At 61.1% G+C, this 20513-nt stretch carries 23 protein-coding genes and 1 pseudogene; 11 read left to right on the top strand and 13 right to left on the bottom strand.

Going from position 1 to position 20513, the window contains the following annotated elements; genetic code table 11:
• The first annotated feature begins 94 nt into the window (after positions 1–94).
• Positions 95–907: a hypothetical protein gene (locus RWJ89_RS05545; protein WP_131663640.1), complete on the top strand. Its 813-nt coding sequence runs from the start codon at positions 95–97 to the stop codon at positions 905–907.
• Positions 908–937: 30 nt separating this feature from the next.
• On the opposite strand, the gene RWJ89_RS05540 is transcribed toward RWJ89_RS05545, so the two are convergent.
• Positions 938–1759, bottom strand: coding sequence for a class I SAM-dependent methyltransferase (locus RWJ89_RS05540; RefSeq protein ID WP_131663641.1), 822 nt, complete (start codon positions 1757–1759; stop codon positions 938–940).
• Between the two features lie 337 nt (positions 1760–2096).
• Between RWJ89_RS05540 and RWJ89_RS05535 the strand changes: the two genes are divergently transcribed.
• Entirely contained in the window at positions 2097–2528 is a 432-nt protein-coding gene (locus tag RWJ89_RS05535; RefSeq protein ID WP_131663642.1) for a nuclear transport factor 2 family protein, read from the top strand.
• Positions 2529–2634: 106 nt separating this feature from the next.
• On the opposite strand, the gene RWJ89_RS05530 is transcribed toward RWJ89_RS05535, so the two are convergent.
• Positions 2635–3069, bottom strand: coding sequence for a MarR family winged helix-turn-helix transcriptional regulator (locus RWJ89_RS05530; RefSeq protein ID WP_168284858.1), 435 nt, complete (start codon positions 3067–3069; stop codon positions 2635–2637).
• Positions 3070–3189: 120 nt separating this feature from the next.
• Here RWJ89_RS05530 and RWJ89_RS05525 point away from each other — a divergent pair.
• A pseudogene (locus RWJ89_RS05525) lies at positions 3190–3560 on the top strand (hypothetical protein).
• Positions 3561–3570: 10 nt separating this feature from the next.
• Here RWJ89_RS05525 and RWJ89_RS05520 read toward each other — a convergent pair.
• Positions 3571–4038, bottom strand: coding sequence for an Lrp/AsnC family transcriptional regulator (locus RWJ89_RS05520; RefSeq protein WP_168284859.1), 468 nt, complete (start codon positions 4036–4038; stop codon positions 3571–3573).
• A gap of 124 nt (positions 4039–4162) precedes the next feature.
• Between RWJ89_RS05520 and RWJ89_RS05515 the strand changes: the two genes are divergently transcribed.
• Positions 4163–5374 carry an argininosuccinate synthase gene (locus tag RWJ89_RS05515; protein WP_168284860.1) on the top strand — a complete coding sequence of 404 codons (1212 nt, stop codon included), beginning with the start codon at positions 4163–4165 and terminating at the stop codon, positions 5372–5374.
• A gap of 355 nt (positions 5375–5729) precedes the next feature.
• The gene (locus tag RWJ89_RS05510; RefSeq protein WP_003540843.1) at positions 5730–5903 is read left to right on the top strand and encodes a hypothetical protein; all 174 of its coding nucleotides are present in this window, start codon (positions 5730–5732) and stop codon (positions 5901–5903) included.
• 36 nt (positions 5904–5939) lie between these two features.
• Here the strand turns inward: RWJ89_RS05510 and RWJ89_RS05505 are convergent, their stop codons facing one another.
• The gene (locus RWJ89_RS05505) at positions 5940–6323 is read right to left on the bottom strand and encodes a VOC family protein (protein ID WP_168284861.1); all 384 of its coding nucleotides are present in this window, start codon (positions 6321–6323) and stop codon (positions 5940–5942) included.
• 591 nt (positions 6324–6914) lie between these two features.
• Between RWJ89_RS05505 and RWJ89_RS05500 the strand changes: the two genes are divergently transcribed.
• Positions 6915–7691, top strand: coding sequence for a phosphodiester glycosidase family protein (locus tag RWJ89_RS05500; protein ID WP_131663646.1), 777 nt, complete (start codon positions 6915–6917; stop codon positions 7689–7691).
• 57 nt (positions 7692–7748) lie between these two features.
• On the opposite strand, the gene RWJ89_RS05495 is transcribed toward RWJ89_RS05500, so the two are convergent.
• On the bottom strand, positions 7749–8345 hold the full coding sequence (locus tag RWJ89_RS05495) for a demethoxyubiquinone hydroxylase family protein (RefSeq protein WP_131663782.1): 597 nt from the start codon (positions 8343–8345) through the stop codon (positions 7749–7751).
• A 140-nt stretch (positions 8346–8485) separates the two neighbouring features.
• On the bottom strand, positions 8486–10366 hold the full coding sequence (locus tag RWJ89_RS05490; protein WP_316030672.1) for an ABC transporter ATP-binding protein: 1881 nt from the start codon (positions 10364–10366) through the stop codon (positions 8486–8488).
• Between the two features lie 237 nt (positions 10367–10603).
• Between RWJ89_RS05490 and RWJ89_RS05485 the strand changes: the two genes are divergently transcribed.
• Positions 10604–11005, top strand: a complete 402-nt coding sequence (locus RWJ89_RS05485) for a GFA family protein (RefSeq protein WP_131663648.1) — start codon at positions 10604–10606, stop codon at positions 11003–11005.
• A gap of 80 nt (positions 11006–11085) precedes the next feature.
• Here the strand turns inward: RWJ89_RS05485 and RWJ89_RS05480 are convergent, their stop codons facing one another.
• From RWJ89_RS05480 to RWJ89_RS05470, 3 genes are all read right to left on the bottom strand, one after another.
• Positions 11086–11559, bottom strand: a complete 474-nt coding sequence (locus tag RWJ89_RS05480; RefSeq protein ID WP_025395052.1) for a VOC family protein — start codon at positions 11557–11559, stop codon at positions 11086–11088.
• A 250-nt stretch (positions 11560–11809) separates the two neighbouring features.
• Positions 11810–12814 (bottom strand): carbon-nitrogen hydrolase family protein, encoded by a 1005-nt coding sequence (locus RWJ89_RS05475; protein ID WP_131663649.1) that lies wholly within the window; start codon positions 12812–12814, stop codon positions 11810–11812.
• Between the two features lie 223 nt (positions 12815–13037).
• Positions 13038–13427 (bottom strand): VOC family protein, encoded by a 390-nt coding sequence (locus RWJ89_RS05470; protein WP_168259221.1) that lies wholly within the window; start codon positions 13425–13427, stop codon positions 13038–13040.
• Between the two features lie 193 nt (positions 13428–13620).
• Here RWJ89_RS05470 and RWJ89_RS05465 point away from each other — a divergent pair, with 193 nt between their 5' ends.
• Together RWJ89_RS05465 and dapB are read left to right on the top strand one after the other, a co-directional pair.
• The gene (locus RWJ89_RS05465) at positions 13621–13836 is read left to right on the top strand and encodes a hypothetical protein (protein WP_094085643.1); all 216 of its coding nucleotides are present in this window, start codon (positions 13621–13623) and stop codon (positions 13834–13836) included.
• 131 nt (positions 13837–13967) lie between these two features.
• Positions 13968–14738, top strand: a complete 771-nt coding sequence (gene dapB / locus RWJ89_RS05460; RefSeq protein WP_131663651.1) for a 4-hydroxy-tetrahydrodipicolinate reductase — start codon at positions 13968–13970, stop codon at positions 14736–14738.
• Between the two features lie 15 nt (positions 14739–14753).
• On the opposite strand, the gene RWJ89_RS05455 is transcribed toward dapB, so the two are convergent.
• From RWJ89_RS05455 to RWJ89_RS05445, 3 genes are all read right to left on the bottom strand, one after another.
• Entirely contained in the window at positions 14754–15674 is a 921-nt protein-coding gene (locus RWJ89_RS05455; RefSeq protein ID WP_316030671.1) for an ornithine cyclodeaminase family protein, read from the bottom strand.
• Between the two features lie 99 nt (positions 15675–15773).
• Positions 15774–16280, bottom strand: coding sequence for a GNAT family N-acetyltransferase (locus tag RWJ89_RS05450; RefSeq protein WP_168284869.1), 507 nt, complete (start codon positions 16278–16280; stop codon positions 15774–15776).
• 136 nt (positions 16281–16416) lie between these two features.
• The gene (locus tag RWJ89_RS05445; RefSeq protein ID WP_316030670.1) at positions 16417–16914 is read right to left on the bottom strand and encodes a hypothetical protein; all 498 of its coding nucleotides are present in this window, start codon (positions 16912–16914) and stop codon (positions 16417–16419) included.
• Positions 16915–17228: 314 nt separating this feature from the next.
• On the opposite strand from RWJ89_RS05445, the gene RWJ89_RS05440 reads away from it, so the two are divergent.
• A complete protein-coding gene (locus RWJ89_RS05440; RefSeq protein WP_168284871.1) occupies positions 17229–18632 on the top strand; it encodes a pyridoxal phosphate-dependent decarboxylase family protein in 1404 nt (467 codons plus the stop codon).
• 516 nt (positions 18633–19148) lie between these two features.
• Positions 19149–19874 carry a class I SAM-dependent methyltransferase gene (locus RWJ89_RS05435; protein ID WP_316030669.1) on the top strand — a complete coding sequence of 242 codons (726 nt, stop codon included), beginning with the start codon at positions 19149–19151 and terminating at the stop codon, positions 19872–19874.
• A gap of 56 nt (positions 19875–19930) precedes the next feature.
• Here RWJ89_RS05435 and RWJ89_RS05430 read toward each other — a convergent pair whose 3' ends face one another.
• Positions 19931–20353 carry a TIGR02594 family protein gene (locus RWJ89_RS05430; RefSeq protein WP_316030668.1) on the bottom strand — a complete coding sequence of 141 codons (423 nt, stop codon included), beginning with the start codon at positions 20351–20353 and terminating at the stop codon, positions 19931–19933.
• Between the last annotated feature and the right edge of the window lie 160 nt (positions 20354–20513).

Here is a 20513-nt window from a genome sequence, read left to right as displayed (position 1 = left end):
AGGGCATAAATGAGCCGCGAACTTCCCCCGCCATCCGCCTTGCGCAGCAGTATCGCCTCGCCTATGGGAACGACAACGTCCGCAAGGCCTTCCCGTGTTCCGTTTTGCCCTTCACGCCCTGATCGTTCTCATTCTGACGTTGCTGACGCAGATCGGCGGCATCGCCTATCTCGTGGCGCTGGCCGCCTCACGCGCCTGGGGCTTACGGCGATTTCTGGCAAAGCTTGCGATCTTCCTGCTTTGTTATGCCGGCGCCACCTTTGCCGCAGGCCTCGCCGCGCCGATCTTCGGGCGAGTTCGCCTCTCCTGCGTCGCCGGCGCGACGGACCGGCTCGTGGTCCGCTCCCCGATCTATTGCCTGCTGAACCGCAACTACGTTACACCCGAGCTGCGCGATCTGGCAAAGGCGCTTGCCGCCCACATGGACAAGGAATTCCCCGGAACCGTCACCGTCGCGCTGGATGCGAATTTCCCTTTCATGAACGGCTTTCCGCTACTGCCGCATCTGTCGCATGCCGACGGGAAAAAGCTCGACTTCGCCTATTATTACAAGAATGAGGACGGTGCCTTCCTGAATGGCGCCACCCGTTCTCCGATCGGCTATTTCGCCTTCGAGCAACCCGCCCCCGGCGACGAACGGCCATGCGAAGGGCGCAATGACTGGCTTACCACCCGCTGGGACTTCGATGCGCTGCAGCCTCTGTTTCCGGCCTATTGGATCGAGGAGCAGCGCACATCGGCCGCGATCGGCTGGTTGACGAGCGAAGGTGTGACGCGCTTCGGCCTGCAGAAGATCTTCATCGAGCCGCATCTGAAGAACGCGCTCGGCATCGCCGATAGCCATATCCGCTTTCAAGGTTGCCGCGCCGCCCGCCACGACGACCATATTCATATCCAGGTTGAGTGATCCTCTCTCCCGCCCCTCTCGCCTCGACTGTCACGAACGGCGGCGCGCCGTATAGATCGCCGTCGTCATGTTGCGTTCGACGTGTCCGCCAAAACGTGATGCGGCAATGTCTTCCAGAGCATCGAGCAACGCGCCGCGCTCGGCCGGTGGCAGCGCTGCGACGTTGGAATAGGTTGCATACAGCCTGCGGACGGCTGCCGGATCGAGCGTCAGCGTCCACGAGAGAAATTGCGGCTCGTCGGCAATGAAGCCGGTGGCGGCCAGTTCCGCGACACGGGCGCCAGTGTCCAGCCCGTGAGGCAATCGCTCCGCATCGCCGCTCGACAGGCTCGATGGATGACTCGCGAACAGATGCACCGTTTCGTCATGGAAGGCATCCGGCCGGCCTGCATCGCCGAAGACGTTCCACCACAGGGCGACCGCTCCGCCCGGCCGAAGCAGACGATGGATCTTCTTCAGCGAAGCTTTCGGATCAAGCCAGTGAAACATCGTCGCGGCAGCGACCAGATCGAAGGAGGCCGGCTTGAGATCGGCGGTCTCGAAAGGCGCCTCGACGATATCAAGACAGGGATCGTCGATCGAGACGCGAAAGTAATCCGCAAGCCGGCCATCGGGCTCGACGGCAACGAGGCTGCGCGGCCGGTGACCAAGCAGGGCTCGCGTGGCCAGCCCCGAACCAGCGCCGATCTCCAATATGTCGATGCTGGCCTTGAGACCGGCGCGCTCGCGCAGGGCCGCCCAGGTCGCCTGCGGATAAGGCGGCCGCGCGCTGTGATAATTGGCAGGATCATCGCCAAACGCTTCGCGGCCAAACCACTGGTCAAGCTTTACCCTTTTCATCGCGGACTCCATTCGGCCGAGCCCTGGTGCACCCGGCATCTCAAGAATGACCGATTTCGGCAAGGAGCCAATCACGAAATGCTTTGAGCTTTCGCTGCTGGCAAATGGTGGCTCGGAGCGCGCGGACGGCTGGCTGCCGGAGAAATTCGGTCCGCCTTATCGGCGGCCGCGACCGCAAGAAGGCAAAGCGGGTGGTCCAGGCCATGTACAGGATGAGGAAGATCATCATCGCCCATCTAGAAGCGGCCTATGCTGGCTAGTTCCTTTGAACTCTCGGCTGGCATTGGCAATTGCACCACGCACAAGCATACTGCTACCCGGCATGCCCGATTGGAATTGAGGGTGATCGATGGAGACTGCGGTCAGGAACCTGTTCGCGCGATATCAGCGGTTCTTCAATCGCGCGCTGAATGGTGATGTGGATTTGGATGCGAGCACGTCGTTCTACGCTTCCGCGTTCATCGCAGCCTCGCCCGCCGGGGTCATGGCCGGAAAAAACGACGATCAACTCGGACGGATCATGGAGCAGGGCTATGAGCGGTATCGGGCGACAGGGACGAAAGAGATGCGGATACGCGATCTCAGGCTCTCCCCGATCGATGAGTGTCATTGCGTGGCTCACCTTGCCTGGACGGCGATCTACTCTCGACAGGACGCACCGGATATCTCGATAGATTTCGATGTCCATTATCTCGTTCAGAAACTGAATGGAGAGCCGAAGATATTTGGTTGGGTTTCCGGCGACGAGCAGGCGCTCTTGAAAGAATACGGAATCGTCTGACACAGCGCGTCCCCAATCGCGCAAAAATAAAAGTTAGACCATCTCCGCGCCACGGAGAAACCAGGAATGATCTAGCCTCCGCGACGACGATACGATCCCTCGCCCGTCAGTGCCCGCCTTCGGTCTTGGCAAGCAGCCTGGCCATCTCTTCGAGCTCTCCGGCCGAAAGGTGCCGCAGTTCCGCCGGCGGGCGATAATGCTCGGTCAACAGCTCGTCCTTGGTGACTGCGCCCTTGTCGGTCAGCTGTACCAGCTTGACGCGGCGGTCGTGTTCCGGCGTTACGCGTTCGGCAAGACCCGCACGCTCCAGCCGGTCGACCAGCCACGTCGCGGTCGAGGCGTCGCACCCCCATTGGCGGGCAAGAGCGCTGATCGGCTCCCCCTCGTCTTGCAAGGTGAACAGAGCCCTGGAATCGTTTGGCGTCAGCCCCCTCGCCTGAAGGCTTTCCAGCCGCTTCGGCGCCGTTTTCGTCAAGAGATCGAACATCATCCGCCACGCCGAGGCGGCGGCTCTGGCATGACGGTCGGAGGCGGAAGGCATCAAATGTCCTCGCAACATACTTGAAAATAGTTTTATTATTCAAATTATCGTATCGATCAAACCTTATCGGCGACTTCCCCGGAAGTCCATTGGGCGTCCACCTTGCCAAGGAGCCATGCCATGCGTTCAGCCGTCGCGATCCTCTTCCTGATCGAAACCTGTTTTTCTGCCATTGCCTCGCTCACCCATGCCGGGTTCATCCTCGAAGGCCACGAACACCGGCGGGCGATGATTGCCGAAGCGGTGATATCAGCCGTACTCATCTCGGCCTGATCTCGCTCGGCCTTGACCGATCGTGGAGCCGAACGGCTGCGATCCTCGCCCAGTCCTTCGCTCTCCTCGGCACCCTCGTCGGCGCCTTTACCATCGCCGTCGGCGTCGGCCCGCAAACCACGCTCGATTACATCACCCATGCCGCGATGATCCTGCTCCTGGTCACAGGCCTCGTCTGGCTGGCAAGGAGCCGGAGTGCCTCCTCTTCTCTCGGATAGGGCACGAAGCCTATCTCAACGGCAGTTCGAAACTTCGCTTCAGCGTTTCCATCGGCACGTCGGTCTTGACGCTGAGAACGCTCGGAATGCGCGTCAGGTGATCGGCCTGAAAACGCCAATAGCTGTGCAGATCGGCGGTGACGATCCGAAGGACTGCGTCGCATTCCCCTGTCGTCAGGTAGCATTCCATCACCTCGGGAAACCGCCTGACCGCTTCAGCAAACCGGAGCGTGACCTCGGCGTCCTGGGTCTTGAACCAGACGCGGGCAAAAACCGTCAGCCCCGCCCCGACCTTTGCAGGGTCCAGCACGGCGACGTAGCGATCGATGATCCCGGCCTCTTCCAGCAGCCGGACACGACGCAGGCACGGCGACGGCGACAGGCCTACCTCCTTCGCCAGATCGACGTTCGAAATACGCCCGTCACGCTGAAGCACGCGCAGAATATGGCGGTCGATCGGGTCCAGGACGACTGGCATTTCATAGCTCCGATTGATGCTGCAATGGCATGATATGCCAAACTTTCGCAATTTTGCGGATGTTTCGCAAGCTCATTGCGCAGGATCTGGCCTATTGTTCCAGATTGAGAACGGAGATGGCTTGATGAGCAAGATAGAGAAAATTGTACTTTCTTATTCGGGCGGGCTCGATACCTCGATCATCCTCAAATGGTTGCAGGAGACTTACGGATGCGAGGTGGTGACGTTCACCGCCGATCTCGGCCAGGGCGAGGAGCTCGAGCCGGCGCGAGCCAAGGCGGAGATGTCAGGGGTCAAGGACATCCGCATCGTCGATCTGCGCGAGGAATTCGTCCGCGACTTCGTCTTTCCGATGCTGCGGGCGAACGCACTCTATGAGGGGCAGTATCTGCTGGGCAGTTCCATCGCACGGCCGCTGATTGCCAAGCATCTGGTCGGCATAGCCCGGGAGGTCGGCGCGGATGCCGTTGCCCATGGTGCGACCGGCAAGGGCAATGATCAGCTCCGGTTCGAGCTGGCCGTCAATGCGCTCGACCCATCGATTAAGGTCATCGCGCCCTGGCGCCAATGGAACATCCGCTCCCGCATGCAGCTTCTGGAATATGCCGAAAAGCATCATATCCCGGTGCCGAGCGACAAGCGCGGCGAGGCGCCATTCTCGATCGACGCCAACCTGCTGCACACCTCGACCGAAGGCAAGATTCTCGAAAATCCGGCGGAGGTCGCACCCGATCATGTCTATCAGCGCACGGTCGATCCGGTCGACGCGCCCGATGCCCCCGAGATCATCACCATCGGTTTCGAAAGGGGCGATCCGGTTTCCGTGAACGGCAAGGCCATGACGCCGGCTGCATTGCTGACCGAGCTCAATGGACTGGGCGGCCGGCATGGTGTCGGGCGGCTCGATCTCGTTGAAAACCGGTTCATCGGCATGAAGTCGAGGGGAATATACGAAACGCCGGGAGGGACAATCCTGCTCGCAGCCCATCGTGGCATTGAATCGATCACGCTCGACCGCGCCGCGGCGCATCTGAAGGACGAGATCATGCCGCGCTACGCTGAGCTGATCTACAACGGCTTCTGGTTCGCGCCCGAGCGGGACATGCTGCAAGCCCTGATCGACCACAGCCAGGCTTTCGTCAGCGGCGAAGTGACGCTCAGGCTCTACAAGGGAAGCGCCTCGGTCATCTCCCGCGCCTCCCCCTGCTCACTCTACTCCGCCGACCTCGTCACCTTTGAAGAAAGCGCCATCGCCTTCGATCATCACGACGCGGAAGGTTTCATCAGGCTCAACGGATTGCGGCTCAGGAGCTGGGCCGCCCGCAACGGCAGATGACCGCCCGATCTTATGTCGGCCAGCGCACCTAACGCTCACGACGCTCCAAGCGCCTTCCCCTCCGCACTTCGACCTGCGGGAACCGGTCGAAACGGGCCGGTTCGGATCCCATAAGCTGCAAGGGTCAATGACCGGATAGGTCAATGCCCACATTGACGGCATCGTCTCTGGCGGCTGGGCGAAGCAGTCAAGGCTTCCATGGAGAAGCCCCAAATCCAATTTCAAACGATTTTTAAAATGGTTGCTCCGAAAGCTAATCGATTTTAATTTTATCGTTAAAATTTTCTTGTTGCAGTGCAAAAGAATTTAGACATTAATTTGTGCGGATGCTCAGTTTATTCGTTGGAGAATTCGCATGACTGTGACATTTCCGCTAACCGAAAAGCGCGACGCCGAGACATTGCTGAAACACTTGACGTCGCACAATCTCAGCGTTCCGGGAAACTGCGTCGTGTCGCTCAAGGCGCACGTCGCCCAGGTCTCATCCTCTCATACGACCGCGCTCGGCACCGCCCGTACCGCTTGGTAGTCTCTGAGACGTCGAATTGCGGCAATCAAACTGGCCTCAGCCGTCATAGACGACAGCAATCTTGTTTCCGGCGGGGCCACGCACGTAAGCGGAATACCAGTTCGGCCCGTAGTGCGGACGTAGACCAGGCGCGCCCTCGTCCGTTCCGCCGTTGGTCATGGCAACGTCATAAAAAGCATCCACCTCGGCGCGGGACTTGGCCATGAAAGCAACCATCGAGCCATTTCCGGCGCTCGCGGGTCTGCCGTTGAACGGCTTGCAAACCCATAGAACGAAACCGTCACCCTTCCCGCCTTCGGAATAGGCGCTCCATCCGGGAAATTCCCGATGTTTGCTCCATCCGATCGTTGCCAAGGTCGCATCATAAAACCCATTCGATTTGGCGGAATCGATTGCACCGACTGTTGCGTAGACACTCATGATCTTCCCTTCCCTGCCACAGGATCTGCGGAACTCATATCGCGCCGATACGAACATACAAGAACGATGAGTTGCGGTTTTCGCGGTAAATCAGCGGATACCAATCACGCTGTGAACCAGCGATACCGGAGCCGGCGACTCCGGCATGCATCGCTGGAGTAGTCATTGATCGCAATGGTCGGTGGGCGTCTCCAATCGCATATCCTATCGATCTTCAGGCCGTTTCTTGTTCCGTCGATGTGATCGGAGAATTTGTTCAGCTTTTTCAACAGATGGAAGTGGCCGCTCTGTTCTGATGATATGAAATGCTCCACAATTGTCATCGGGGCAACCGCAAGACACCGCGTCAACGTGATACCTGGTTTGCCCAGTTCGTTTTTGCAGAGCGTTCGTTCTCTCTTCGCTCTTCCTCGTGTCAATGATTGCACCGCGCTTTAGAAACTTCCCAACCATCGCTTCTGCCTCGTGTTGTCTTGTCAGCCTCATAATACAGCATCGTCGAGCGTCGCAACGAGCCGGAAGCCCCGCATCAAACTATTGCAATCTCACAATTAAACGCTTCATTATCGATATGAAGAGAGTCCTGCACCAATGACCTATCTCAAACACAGCGTGCTCGCCGCCGCCATCATGCTGGCAGCAACGATGACATTCCTGCATCAGGCGCATGCCGAACAATGTGAGCAGGAAAGCTTCGAAGAGGCAAAATACGTCGTCTGCACGCTGGAACCGGGCAAAGCCGACCTGCGATTGTTCTGGAAGAACGCCGATGACGCACCGTATCGCACTTTTTCAAGCCTTGCCGAAGCCGTTCGCGCCGAGGGGCGAACGCTGACATTCGCCGTCAACGCCGGGATGTACCGGGCCGATTTTTCGCCGATGGGACTTTATGTCGAAAACGCCAGGGAATTGCAGCCCGCCAATACGACCAAGGCCGAAAGCTCCGCCGGTCAGGTGCCGAATTTTTATAAGAAGCCGAACGGCGTGTTCTTTCTGGGTGAGGCAGGTGCCGGGATACTCCCGACCGATGAATTTCTGAAGCGTCGGCCCAAGGTGCGGTTCGCCACGCAATCCGGCCCGATGCTTGTCATTGCTAACAAGCTGAACCCGATCTTCATCGTCGGCTCGACAGACCGAACCCGCCGCAACGGTGTCGGCGTCTGCGAGCATGCCGCGGTTCGTTTCGCGATCAGCGAAGACGGCGTGAATTTCCACGATTTCGCACGGCTCTTCCGCGACCATCTGAAATGCCCGGATGCCTTGTTTCTTGATGGCGGACGCGGTGTCGGACTTTACAATCCGGCAATGGGCCGCAACGACCGATCCTGGCACGGCGGCTACGGCCCTATCTTCGGGCTCGTCGAATAGCGCACTCGCATTTGGCCAAAGGCCCGACAGCAGCAAGTCACCGTTTGCGCAGCGAGACTAGTCCCTCCCCGCACGTGCCATTTCGGCGCGCATCCAGCTCGAGTCTCCCCAGGTCGAGAGCCAGATCATCAGGTCGGTCAGGGCGCCGACGACGGGCAGGAGCAGGGCGTGGCTGAGGCCCCGCCCCTTCTGGCTGCTTTCGGCCGTCCTGAGATGTGCCAGTTCCTGTTCCTGGATCGACGCGATGAGGGCATGAAGCTCGGGGTCGCGCTTCGCAAGGAAAGCCAACTGGTCTTCGAGATGGCGATGGACCGTGCTTTCGACCGCTTCAGTGCAAATCCAGATCAAGTTGGGCCCGCCTAGCGCCGCCAGAAAGCCGAGGACTGAACCGCCAAGACTCCAGAATGACATGACACGACAGGGCTTGGCGCTCCTTGCAGGCATCGCCTCGCGAAACAGGCGGCAATGGTCGATCTCGTCCCGACGCATCTCTTCAAGCGCCGGCACGATGTCGGGGAACAGTCGCCGGGCCACCAGGATCTGGGCGCCATAGATCCTGATAGCGCCGAATTCGCCCGCATGGTTGACCTTCAGAATGCGACGGATGGTGACATCGGGGTCGCGCCTGCCCGACCTGCTCGACGGATTGATCATGACCACCCTGCCCCCGGTTCCCTTGCCGGCAATAGGCAGGACGGTCGCCGCCATCGTCAAGGGGTGCGGCGATGGAGAAGGTCCCCGTCGCATGCTTCTAGTCCGCTGATATTATCCCGGTTTACGTGAGGACCGGCCGCTCAGGCCGCCGGCGAGCCCGGCAAGAGTTCGTCGATCTCTTCGGGAATGAAGCCGCCGGTCTGGCGTTTCCACAAGCGGGCAAATAGGCCGTCTTGCTCGACCAGTTCGTCCGGCCTGCCCTCCTCCACGATGCGCCCGTGGTCGAGCACGACGATCCGGTCCATCCTGGCGATGGTCGACAGCCGGTGGGCGATGGCGATCACCGTCTTTCCCTCCATGACGAGGTTGAGCCTTTTCTGGATGGCGGCTTCGGATTCGCTGTCGAGGGCGGAGGTCGCCTCGTCGAGCACCAGGATCGGCGCATCCTTCAGGAGAACGCGGGCGATGGCCACGCGCTGGCGCTGGCCGCCTGACAGTTTGATGCCGCGGTCGCCGACGAAGGCGTCATAACCCCTGCGGCCTTCGCCGTCGGAAAGATCGGCGATGAAGACATCGGCGCTTGCCATCTTCGCCACCTCTTCGATCTCGTCCCTCGTCGCCTCCGGCCGGCCGTAACGGATATTGTCGCCGACCGAACGATGCAGCAGCGCGACGTCCTGCGCGATGACCCCGATGGCACGGCGAAGGCTTGCCTGCGTGACGGCACGGATATCCTGCCCGTCGACGAAGATCGCGCCGTCCTTGATGTCGTAGAAGCGCAGGAGCAGGTTGGCGAGCGTGGTCTTGCCGGCGCCTGAGAGGCCGACGAGGCCGACCTTTTCGCCGGATCGGACCGTCAGCGACAGATCATCGATGACGGGCTTGCCTGACTTGTAGGCGAAGCGGACGTTTTCGAAACGGATCTCGCCGCTCTCGACCTTGAGGTCTGCCGCATCCGGCCGGTTGGTGATCGCGGGCGGCGTCGTCATGACCGGCATGGCATCCCTGATCGTGCCGATCGCCTGGAAGATCTGCCGGCCCATTTGCAGGAAGGTGAAGGTGTGGCCAGACAGCCGTTGGAGGACATAGACGGCGCCGGTAAATTCGCCGATCGTCACGCCCCCCTCGACGAGGCCGGTAAAGCCGATCGACAGAATGGACAGCCAGTGCAGCACGTTGAGGACGACAACAGTCAGCTCGGCTGTGCGATAAATGCGTTGTTCGCTTTGCTGGGTCTCGATCGACTTGCCGATAATACCGCGGATAGTGCCCGCCTCGCTGTCTTCGGCGGCGAACTGCTTGACCATCTGCATGTTGGTGTAGAGATCGGTGATGGCGCCGGCGATCAGGCTGCGCCGCTTGGCGGAGCGGCGAGCGCGCTCGGTAAAGATCGGTGCCAGCCTGACGGCGAGCAGGACGTTGAGCGTGATCCAGATGACGGTCGGCACGGCGAGCTGCCAGGACAAGGCGCTGAGCAGGATCACGGAGCCCACCATCTGCATCAGGAAGCGTGGAATGGACTGGAAGGCGGAAATGAGCTGCTGTTGGACAGCAGAGGCCACCTGCTGCAGGCGCGAGGTGACCTGGCCGGCATAGAGATCATGGAAGAAGCCGAGATCCTGCCGCTCCACCGCCTTGTGACCCTGCCACTGGATGGCGGCCGGCATGCCGATGCCGAGCGTATGCGAGGTCAGCGTGTTGACGAGGAACGAGGCGATCGGCATGGCCGGAAAGAGCAGCAAGCCGAGGAAGGTCAGCAGCGGCCATTCACTCGCCAGGAAAGCGGATGCACCCTGTTGCGTAACACCGTCGACGATGACCGACAGCCCCCAGACAATGCTTAGATTCATGGCCTCGTTCGCCATGGTGCAAAGCGTCACCACAATCAGCACGCCGCGAAACATCGAGATGAAATGCAGGAGTACCGCCACCGGCCCCTTCGACGGCAGCGGCCGGTAGGGGATATCGAGCGGCCGGATCAGGCTTTCGAAAGGACGATAGATCGCATCTGAAATCGACATGGGCCACTCGGATTAAATCGGGAGGAGGCGTGGACTCAGCTACGCAAGGTCGCAGAAAATCATCTTCATGCTGCAATCTCAATTATAAATTTCAGAAAGCCTGACGAAGCCTGACGTATCGCGAACGCCGGTTAGGAAGCCAGAGAAGCAAGCGGAGCCGGATCGCCCAATTGCGGTCATCGCGCGACTGAGGCAGGATGCCGTCCTCGAATAGCAAGCAGGATCGAACCGACGCTCATGCTGACGGGCTCATGTCATTGCGGCAAGACAAGCTGGACACTCGAAGGTGAACCCGGCTCGATCACCGCCTGCAACTGCACGCTCTGCCGACGCTACGGTACGCTGTGGGCCTATGACTACGAAGGAGAGCGCATCGCTCTCACCGGTGAGACCGCCTCCTATACCCGCGCCGACAGGGACGAGCCGTCTCTCGAAATCTTGTTCTGCTCATCCTGCGCCTGTGTCTTGAGCTGGCGCGGCCTGCGGCTTCCAAAGGATGGCCGCAGGCGCATGGCCGTCAACATGCGGCTTGCGCCGCCGGATCTCGTTCATCATCTGCCTATCGATCATTTCGACGGCCTGGACACATTTGAAGATCTTCCATCCAAGGGGCGCTGCGTGCGCGATCTCTGGTTCTGAGCCGACTGCGAGGAGCGACACGGACCGGATCGCGCGCGAGATGCTAGCCCTGGTAAAAGATCGTTCTGCGCGAAGCTGCCTCAGCCGCGCCTGGCGGCCTCGATCGCTGCAATGTCGATCTTCCTCATGGTCATCATCGCGTCAAAAGCACGCTTTGCCTCGCCACCGCCTGCCGAGAGCGCTTCGGAGAGGACCCTCGGCGTAATCTGCCAGGACACACCCCACTTGTCCTTGCACCAGCCGCACTCGCTTTCCTGGCCGCCATTGCCGACGATGGCGTTCCAATAGCGATCGGTTTCTTCCTGATCGTCGGTTGCGATCTGAAATGAGAAGGCTTCGTTGTGTTTGAACGCAGGACCGCCGTTCAAGCCGATGCAAGGAATACCCGCAACGGTGAATTCCACGACCAGTACGTCTCCTTGCTTACCGTCAGGATAATCTCCCGGTGCCCGAATGACGGCACCCACGGCGCTGTCGGGAAAAGTCGCGGCATAGAAGCGGGCAGCAGCCTCAGCGTCTTTGTCGTACCATACGCAGATCGTGTTCTTTGCCATTGCGTGATCCTTTCGCTCTTCGTTTCGCATTGCCCACTGAAATAAGAGGCAAATCGTCTTTCTCCAGTCCAGTCCGAGTGATTTCACGCGGACGACTGTACAGCGTTGCTAAATGGTCGAGGTCCCTGCGGTGTTGCCATCGTCCGGGTTCAATGACTTCGGGACAAGCGGGTATGAGGAGATTTGCGGAACCGTGCATATAGCATCGGCTGCATTCACTTTGCCGGAATGCAACCGACGCGACCCGGCTCTAAAACATATCCCGCCCGTCACTGCGCGGATCGCCGGCCACGCGGTGCGGCTCGTAGAGGCCGCCCAGCGCTTTGCGCCGCCACGGCCGGGCAATATCGCCGTGATTGTCGTCGATATCAGTGAGCGATATCGCGGCCGTTCCATCCGCAGGGCATTGCGCTGCCCACCGGCCACCGGGCGCGACGATCCCGGAAGACACGGGATCGGCTAAACCGGGATGTGCGAGTATGGAGAAACTCACCCAGTACCTGTTGCTCGCCGCATACCCCTGCACCTCGGCGGCGAAGGAGGTATCATTGGCCGACGTCCCCCCAGTGGACGAAAACAGCACGCAGTGGACATCGAGCCGCTCGTATTCAGTGAAAATTTGAGCAAAGTTGCACTCCATGCCGAGCGCACAGCCAAAACGGATGCCGTCGACCTCGAAGGTCACGGGGATCGAACCTGGCGTGTACATGAAGGAGATCTTGGTGTTCGACAGCAGCCGCTCATCGTAGCGCGTCACCAGTTCGCCGCGATCGGAGACGACATAAAGGCTGTTGTGCGGCCGGTGCGGCGGCGTCAGCGGATGCACCGAGCCGATGACCGTCCAGAGCCCGAGTTCGCGCGCCAGTCTGCGCGTTTTATCCAGCTCCTCACGCAACACGGCCCATTCGAACCGCCGCCAATCGGACGGCCCGATCTCTCCCGGCCCGATTTCCGACATGATCCGCTTGTTCGGCGATGATGTCGTTCCTTCGGGAAAGTGGATGAGCCGCGCCCCTGCCTCTCGCGCCTGCCGCATCAGCAGGCGTATCTCCTGTCCACTCTGGCGAAGCTTGTCGGCATCGCGGGGATCGTCTGCATGGGTGGTCTGGGCCACGGCGAGACGCAAACGTCTTGCCTCAGGCTGTGCATCGTTCGCCGACCTGGGAAGAACATGCATGCGGGCGGCGGTGTAGGATTCACCCGTCTTGGCGGCGCGTGCACGCACCCGTCGCTTGAAATTTCCATTCTCAGTCATATCAGGGCCTCTCACGTTCCGGACATCGTTCCCCAGCAACAGGCCCGAAACATCAGGACCAAGGATCACGACCCGAGACGAAAGTCCCTTTGCCTCCGGTTGAAGACCCTGCTGGGGAAGGTCCTGGGAGGTTCGGCGTTAGGCCACGCCGACACAAAGATGCCGAGGCGACCGCGATTCGTCAATTCGGGAAATGGCCGGGATAGGCAGGCGCCGAGGCGCCCTACGTCGGGCGCTCCGCCTTATCCATTCGCCACGGCGGATCGGTGCGGTTCGATCCGGCGAAATAAAGGATGATGCGGTTGCCGCCGGGGTCGAACAGCTCCGCCTCGCGCCAGAGCCAACTCTTGTCCTCCGGTCCGGTGACGAAACGAAGACCGGCCTCGCTGAGACTGCCGACCGTCTCGTCCAGCTTCTCGCACTCGAAATACACCGTGGTGCCGCCACCGCCACCTTCGCCCTGATGCAGGGAGAAGGTGCTGTCCCCGTCCGGGCAGACGAAGCGCGCATAGCGAGGACGAGCGTCGACGACCGGCGTGAGACCGAGAACGCAGTAGAAGTTCCAGCCCGCATCGAGGTCAGGCATCGTAACGGTTACTTGATTCAGGCGCATGACCTATCTCCTCGGCTGAGTTCGCCCAAAACGGTACGGCGGCTTGGCACCACTACATTCATAAAAACAAAGACCTGAAGCCATCAAATGAATCAAATTCTAAGCGAGCAGTTTTAGTGTCATCGACACAAAACTCGTGTCAGACTGCGCAAGCCACGCACACGCCGGCGCACCGATCGAGAGGGCCGAAGCCATGCACAAGTTCACCGTATCAATCACTCGGGAGATCGAGGCCGACACCGCCGAGGAGGCCGCCTTGCTCCTGTATCAGGAACTATCAAGGGGACCGATCCCCGACCGCTACTCGGTCGTCGACGAGACGAAGGCTGGCACGGAGGTGAAGCTGGATCGGCAAAAGGCCGACGAATTCGCCAGCATCGATCACACCGCCGACCCCGGCAACTGGTAGGCACCAGACGACCAGAGGAGATCGCTGCTTTGCCCCGGGAGCGCAAGTGCGGTAGTGGCAGATCCCATTCGCCGGCGTAATGCCGATGCAAACAGCCGCCCGTTGGAAATATCGCGAGCCAAGGAAAGTCCGTGACCTCACCAATCAAAATAGCCGTCGCCGGCGCGAACGGCCGCATGGGTCGCGCCATCATGCCGCTGCTGGCGGCCGATCCGGCTTTTGCGTTCGTCGGCGGCATCGGCCGAGAAGGCTCCATGAGCGCCGGGCTGATCGACCGTTCGGCTGCGATCGGAGCGACCGACGTGATCCTGGATTTCACGACGGGACGTGCTGCCGCCGAACTTGCCGGTTTGTGCGCTTCGGCCGGCGGACCGGCCCTGGTGATCGGGGCGACGGGGTTCGAGCCGGATGAGCTCGAACGGATCGCGGAGGCCGCCCGCGCGATTCCGATCCTGCGCTCCGGCAATTTCTCCATCGGCGTCAACATGCTGGTTGGCCTAGTCGCCCAGGCCGCGCGCGCCCTTCCCGCGCATAGCTGGGATATCGAAATCCTCGAAGCCCATCACAACAGGAAGATCGACGCGCCGTCCGGTACGGCGCTGATGCTCGGCGAAGCGGCGGCCGAAGGCCGCGGCGTTTCCCTTTCATCTGTCGAGCGGCGCGGGCGTGACGGCATCACCGGCGAGCGCCCGCCCGGCGAAATCGGCTTTGCCGTCCTTCGGGCCGGCGGGCTCGTCGGAGAACACAGCGTCCTGTTTGCCGCCGCCGAGGAAGTCGTGACGCTCTCGCATTCGGCTCTCGATCGCGGCATGTTCGCCCGCGGCGCGCTTGCCGCCGCCCGCTGGATCGCAGGGCGCGCACCCGGCGAATACGCCATGGGGGATGTGCTGGGCCTGGCGTGAATAAGGAAAACGGGCTCACAGCATATCGAGGATTGCCGAGGCGACGACGACCTCGGTTCCAGCCAATCCGACGGAGCAAAACAGCGTCGTATCGCCAGGCGACCCTCGCCCGGCCGTTTTCCCGGCCATGATATCGGAAAGGTCGGCCATGCGGTGTTCATTGCCGCAGCCGGTCAGGAAAAAGGGCGAAGCATAGGCGCGCGTCTGTTCGGGTGAATCCGTCGCGATCACGGCGGCGACATCGGCAAGATCCAGGCCGAGTTCGTATCCCTCATGCGTTTTCGGGCCAACGGTGTTGACGTGCACGCCGGGCTTCAAATCCCGCGCATGAATGACGGGCGTTCGGCTCGTCGTCGCACAGATGACGATGTCGGCGTCATAGACGGCTTCAGAAGCGCTGCCGGCAGGCTCCACTTCAATACCCAAGGCGTGCTGCATCTCGGCTGCAAAGGCGGCGCGATTCTTCTCGTCGCGGCTATAGACGCGGGCGCGGTCCAGCTTTCGAACGGCGGCGGCCGCGGCAAGCTGGGTTCGCGCTTGCCCTCCGCTGCCGAGGATCCCGACGATCTTGGCGTCAGGCGCGCTGAGATGCCGGATAGCGAGCCCTCCGATCGCACCGGTTCTGAGATTGCCGAGACGATCTCCGAGAATAATGCCCTTGAGCTTCGCGTCGTCGGCCGACCACACCGCGACGATCTGCGAATGCTCCGCCCCGTCGAATGTTTCATAGACCCGAAAGCCCGCAAGCGGTTTCTCGCCAAGGATACCGCCGACGGTGAAGACGAGATCGCCTCGACCGGGAAACGAGACATGGTGCCGGGGTGGAGAAATCAGTCGATTGCCGGCGCTCGCGAGAAAAGCGGTATCGAGCGCATCGATTGCGACCACCATCAGCACGCTGCCGACCAGATCCTCGTCTTTCAGAATTTTCGTCACGGCCAAATCTCCAACCCATGCCGGCATGCTGCAACCCCAACCCCACTTGAGGTCAATAGATTGGGCAAGCCGACATGCGCTGAAACATCCGCGTGAGACCTAACCGACCAGACGGCGAGCCATCATGACGTCGTCGATCTCCCTGCCCTCCTCCAGAACCCCGCCGGGAATCCTACCGATCTCGGAGAAGCCTTCCCGCTGATAGAAGCGTATTGCCGCCGGGTTTTCTGCGCTGACGAAGAGTTCCAGTTGCAGGATGCCGATATCGCGCGCGTGATCGGCCACCGCGCCGAGCAGCTTGCCGGCAAGGCCCGTTCCGCGCAGGCTCCTTCTCACGTAAACCATGATGATCGTCGCGCGATGGGCCATCTTGCTCGACCGCTGCCGAACTAGGCCAGTTATGCCGACGGGTTCGTCACCCTGAAAGGCGATAAAAACTGGCTCATTCAGGCGATTGCGCCACTCCTCGAGAGAAAGAGCCTGCCAATCCTCGTAGCGGCTTGCAAAGAGGGACGGTTCGGTGCGAAGCGCTTCCAGACGGATGCGCCGGAAGGCCTCCACTTCGTCTGCCCTGACATGCCTGATCGTCGTGCCACTTCCATCCATCGGGACCTCCTGCGAGATGAGAGGTACTGTCAATACAGATGGCCTCAGCCGATGCAACCGGTGTCAGGACGCTTCGTAGTCCAGCATATGCTCAAAGTGACGAAGTCGAACGGAAATCCGTCGTCTCAGGCGCCGGTCACTGCGCCGGGCTCCCCAGCCGGCCACCCTTCCGGACGACCGGTTCACCGCTCGGACCGACCACCGATTGATCAGTCGGCCTTGCTGCCGGTTCGCCAGTTGGCCCGTCGACCGGCTGGCCGGTGGATCGGACGATCAGGGGATCGGCTGGCTGGACGGCGGATTGATCGGTTGTTCGCCCCGGCACCGGCTTGCCGGTTGCCCCCGGCACCGGCTTGCCGGTTGCCCCCGGCACCGGCTTGCCGGTTGCCCCCGGCACCGGCTTGCCGGTTGCCCCCGGCACCGGCTTGCCGGTTGCCGCGCTCAACGGCTCACCGGTTGGCCCGGCAACCGGCTCATCTGTTGAGCCGGCCACCGATTGATCGGTTGGCTTGTCGATCGCGAACGGTACAACTTCACGGATGATGAAGAGAAGAGCTATCCCGACCAACGTGCATGTCAGCGCGTAGAGAAGGAAATATTTCAGTGCATATCCCTCGCTGATTGGCGGCACCAACTTGACAATGGTGCAAATGATATTTCCGCATCATTGAACGATACTTGCAACGAAGGCAATCATTTTCAACAAGAGCCGCGAAGTTTCAAAAATGCACAGAACGGGATAAGGTAGTTATTGTAAATATTTAGGAAGCGCCTCCCCCGATGCTCGATTTGTCTTGAGGTCTCGGCAAGCCCAAGGAAGGCCCCGGAACCCAGATTCGAGATCTGCCAGGCGAAGACAGCCTCGGCGATATGGGCTAGATTGCGTGTGCCGGCAGCCTGCTTTCGAGGGTGAGGCCCTCCAGGATCGGTGGCGGCAGGGGGATCCGCATGACGGCAATTGCATCTCTGTTTCAGGAAGCCGCCCGCCTTGCGGCCGCGTTCCGGCAGGCAGCGCCCGCCCGCCATATGCCCACCCACGACTACGCAGCCTCGCTTGCCTGTTTCGAAGAGCCGCTGCCGGCTGCCGGTTCCGATATGATTGATGTCATCAGGCGTCTCTCGGACGGCGCCGAACCCGGGCTGCATGCGACCACTGGGCCGCGCTTTTTCGGCTGGGTCATCGGCGGCTCCCATCCGGTCGGCGTCGCGGCCGATTTCCTCACCAGCGCCTGGGGCCAGAATGCCGGAAACCATGCCGCCGCCCCGGCCGCGGCCGCCGTCGAGACCGTCGCGGCGAGATGGCTTCTCGATCTCCTGAAGCTGCCGGCCGAAAGCTCGGTCGGCTTCGTCACCGGCGCGACGGTGGCGAACTTCACCTGCCTCGCCGCCGCCCGCGGCGAGGTGCTGCGCCAGGTGGGCTGGGATGCCGACGCAAAGGGCCTGTTCGGGGCGCCTGAGATTACGGTGCTGATCGGCGACGATGCCCACACGACCGTCTTCTCAGCGCTTCAGTTCCTCGGCCTCGGGCATGATCGCGTGCTGCGCCTGCCCGCCGACGCGATGGGACGGATAGACCCGGCCGCGCTGGCGGGCACGCTCGATACTTTCTGTGGACCGGTCATCGCCGTTCTCCAGGCGGGGCAGATCAATACAGGCGCCTTCGACGATTTCGCCACCATCATCCCGCTGTTGAAGGCGAAAGGCGCCTGGGTGCATATCGATGGCGCCTTTGGCCTCTGGGCGCAGGCATCAGCGAAGACCAGCCACCTCAGCCGCGGCATCGAAGCGGCCGACAGCTGGGCGACCGACGGCCACAAGTGGCTGCAGACGCCCTATGATTGCGGCTATGCGATCGTCCGCGACGAGCTCGCCCATCGCCGCGCCATGACGATCGCCGCGAGCTACCTGCCGCTCGCAGGCGAAGGCGAACGCGATCCCTCACTCTACGTGCCCGAGCTTTCGAGACGGGCGCGCGGCTTTGCCACCTGGGCGATGCTGAAACATCTCGGCCGCGACGGCATCGCCGCCCTGATCGACCAGTGCTGCGCCTCAGCGCGGTTGGTGGCCGATCTCCTGTCGCAACAACCGGGCATCGCCATTCTGAACGAGGTGGCGCTGAACCAGCTCGTCATCCGCTTCGGAGCCGACCTGCCGAACGAAGAAGGCGACGCACTGACGCGAAAGACGATCGAAAAGATTCAGGCGGACGGCATCATCTTCGCCGGCGGCGCCAAATGGCGCGGCCGCGACGTGCTGCGCCTCTCCGTCACCAATTTCCAGACGACGTCAGATGAGGCGCAGCTCGCTGCCCAAAGCATCATCGCCGCGTTCAAGAGTGTGAGCCTGGGGTGATGCAGCTCAAGCGGCTTCTATTGCAGCACATCAAGTCCATGCGTTCGGCGAGAGTAAGGACGGCCATCCCCTCGCCCTCATTCCTGTGCTTGTCACAGGAATCCAGTGCGCCCAAGTCCTTGGGTGCGAAAAACTCTTTCGGCTTGCGGTACCGCTTCATTCACGGCGCCGACGCGCCGTGGCTGGATTCCTGTGACGAGCACAGGAATGAGGGAACGTGGGATGGACGTCCTTGCTCCAATCTTCCGCAGGTGCACGTGAACGCCCACCTTCCATCCGGGATCAGGAGAGGAGCTGTCCTCGTCAATCCTCGCGCTTCAAGCCGGCCGCCCAGTTCCTGACCCTTTATTTGTGCCATCAGCGGCAGATGCCGGCGGAACGGCAGGATTCGGGAGAGATGCCAAAAGTGAACGGAAAAGATTCATCAAAGCACCTGCTGTCGGAGGAATCGTCGACTTCAACCAACGCAAACCATCGCCCTGAGCTTCTGGTCGGATAATAATACCTTGAGAAGCATTGACGCGGCTGTACTCCCTTCGGTGCGACGCGCTGAACACACCGGCCTTTCTGAAGGTGCTGCCGCCGGTGGCAGGCCTTGCCGGGCTTGATCTCGGCTGCGGCGAAGGTTCCAACACCCGCGCCGTCGCCCGCCTCGGCGCCCACATGACCGTGCTCGACATCGCTCCGACCTTCATTCGCTATGCCCGCGAGACCGAGGCGCAAACGCCGCTCGGAATCGACTATGTGCTCGGCGACGGCCAGGGCATCGATTTCCCCGAAGCGAGTTTCGATTTCGTCACCGCCTTCATGTCGATGATGGACATGGCCGATCAGCGCCAGGTGCTGAAGGGCATCCACCGCGTCCTGAAATCGGGCGCCTTCCTGCAGTTTTCGATCCTGCATCCCTGCTTCGTGCCGCCGACGCGCCGCAATATCCGCAATGAGGCCGGCGAACCCGTCGCCGTTGAGATCGCAGATTATTTCGACGAGAGCGACGGCCGGGTCGAGCGCTGGATCTTTTCCTCCATCCCCAAGGAAGAACGAGCGACGCTGACGCCGTTCGCCATTCCGCGTTTTCACCGGACGCTGTCGACCTGGGTGTCGATGATCGTCGAAGCGGGGTTGACGATCGAAGCTTTCGGCGAGCCCATGGCGTCAGTCGAGGTGGCGCTCGCCGAGCCAATGGTCGCCGACACCCGCATCGCGCCGATCTTCCTCCACATCAGGGCGCGCAAGGCGTAAGGCCTGTTTTCCCGCCGCCACCGAGGTTTGGAAGGAGGGTGAGTTCTCACCCAACATCATCGTCGCACGGCGACCACCGAGCTGGCGCGATAGCGCGACAGCTGGACCCGGTTGGATTGGTTGCCGCCGAACAGGTAGACGTACTGCCGGCGCTGGTCGATGTGATCGAACAGGCTCACATGAAAGCGCCGGCCGGAGCGGATCACCACGACATCCCCTCGCCTGGCGGAGCGGACACCGACCGGCTTGCCGAACTTTCTCCAGGACGCTGCCATGTTGGGGTTGGGCGGCGGTTGCCGCGAAGATCGCTTGGCGACAAAGGCCAGGAACGCCCCGCACCACGATACCCTGCGCGGATTGATGCTGAGGAAGGAGATGGAGCGTTCGTGCATGCTCTTGTACTTGGACGCCGTGCCGAGCATGTCCGCCTCACAGGGCACGGCAAGCGCCGTGAGGACGATGACGAGAATAACCTTCATAGTTACCCACCATTGTTTGTATAATGTTGAAGATCCGAAATGTGGCGAAGAATAAAACAGGCGGGGCAACGTAGATGCGAATTATGGCGCGAATTAGAAACAACTAATACTGGCATTTTGGTGGCAGAAATTCGTCCGAAGCGAGGCGCGGAGCTCCATA

This window comes from Rhizobium sp. 10PS4, from assembly GCF_032464805.1.
Taxonomy (GTDB): domain Bacteria; phylum Pseudomonadota; class Alphaproteobacteria; order Rhizobiales; family Rhizobiaceae; genus Rhizobium; species Rhizobium laguerreae.
The sequence above is the reverse complement of the archived record's forward strand: the minus strand, read 5'-3'. Positions and strand labels throughout refer to the sequence as shown.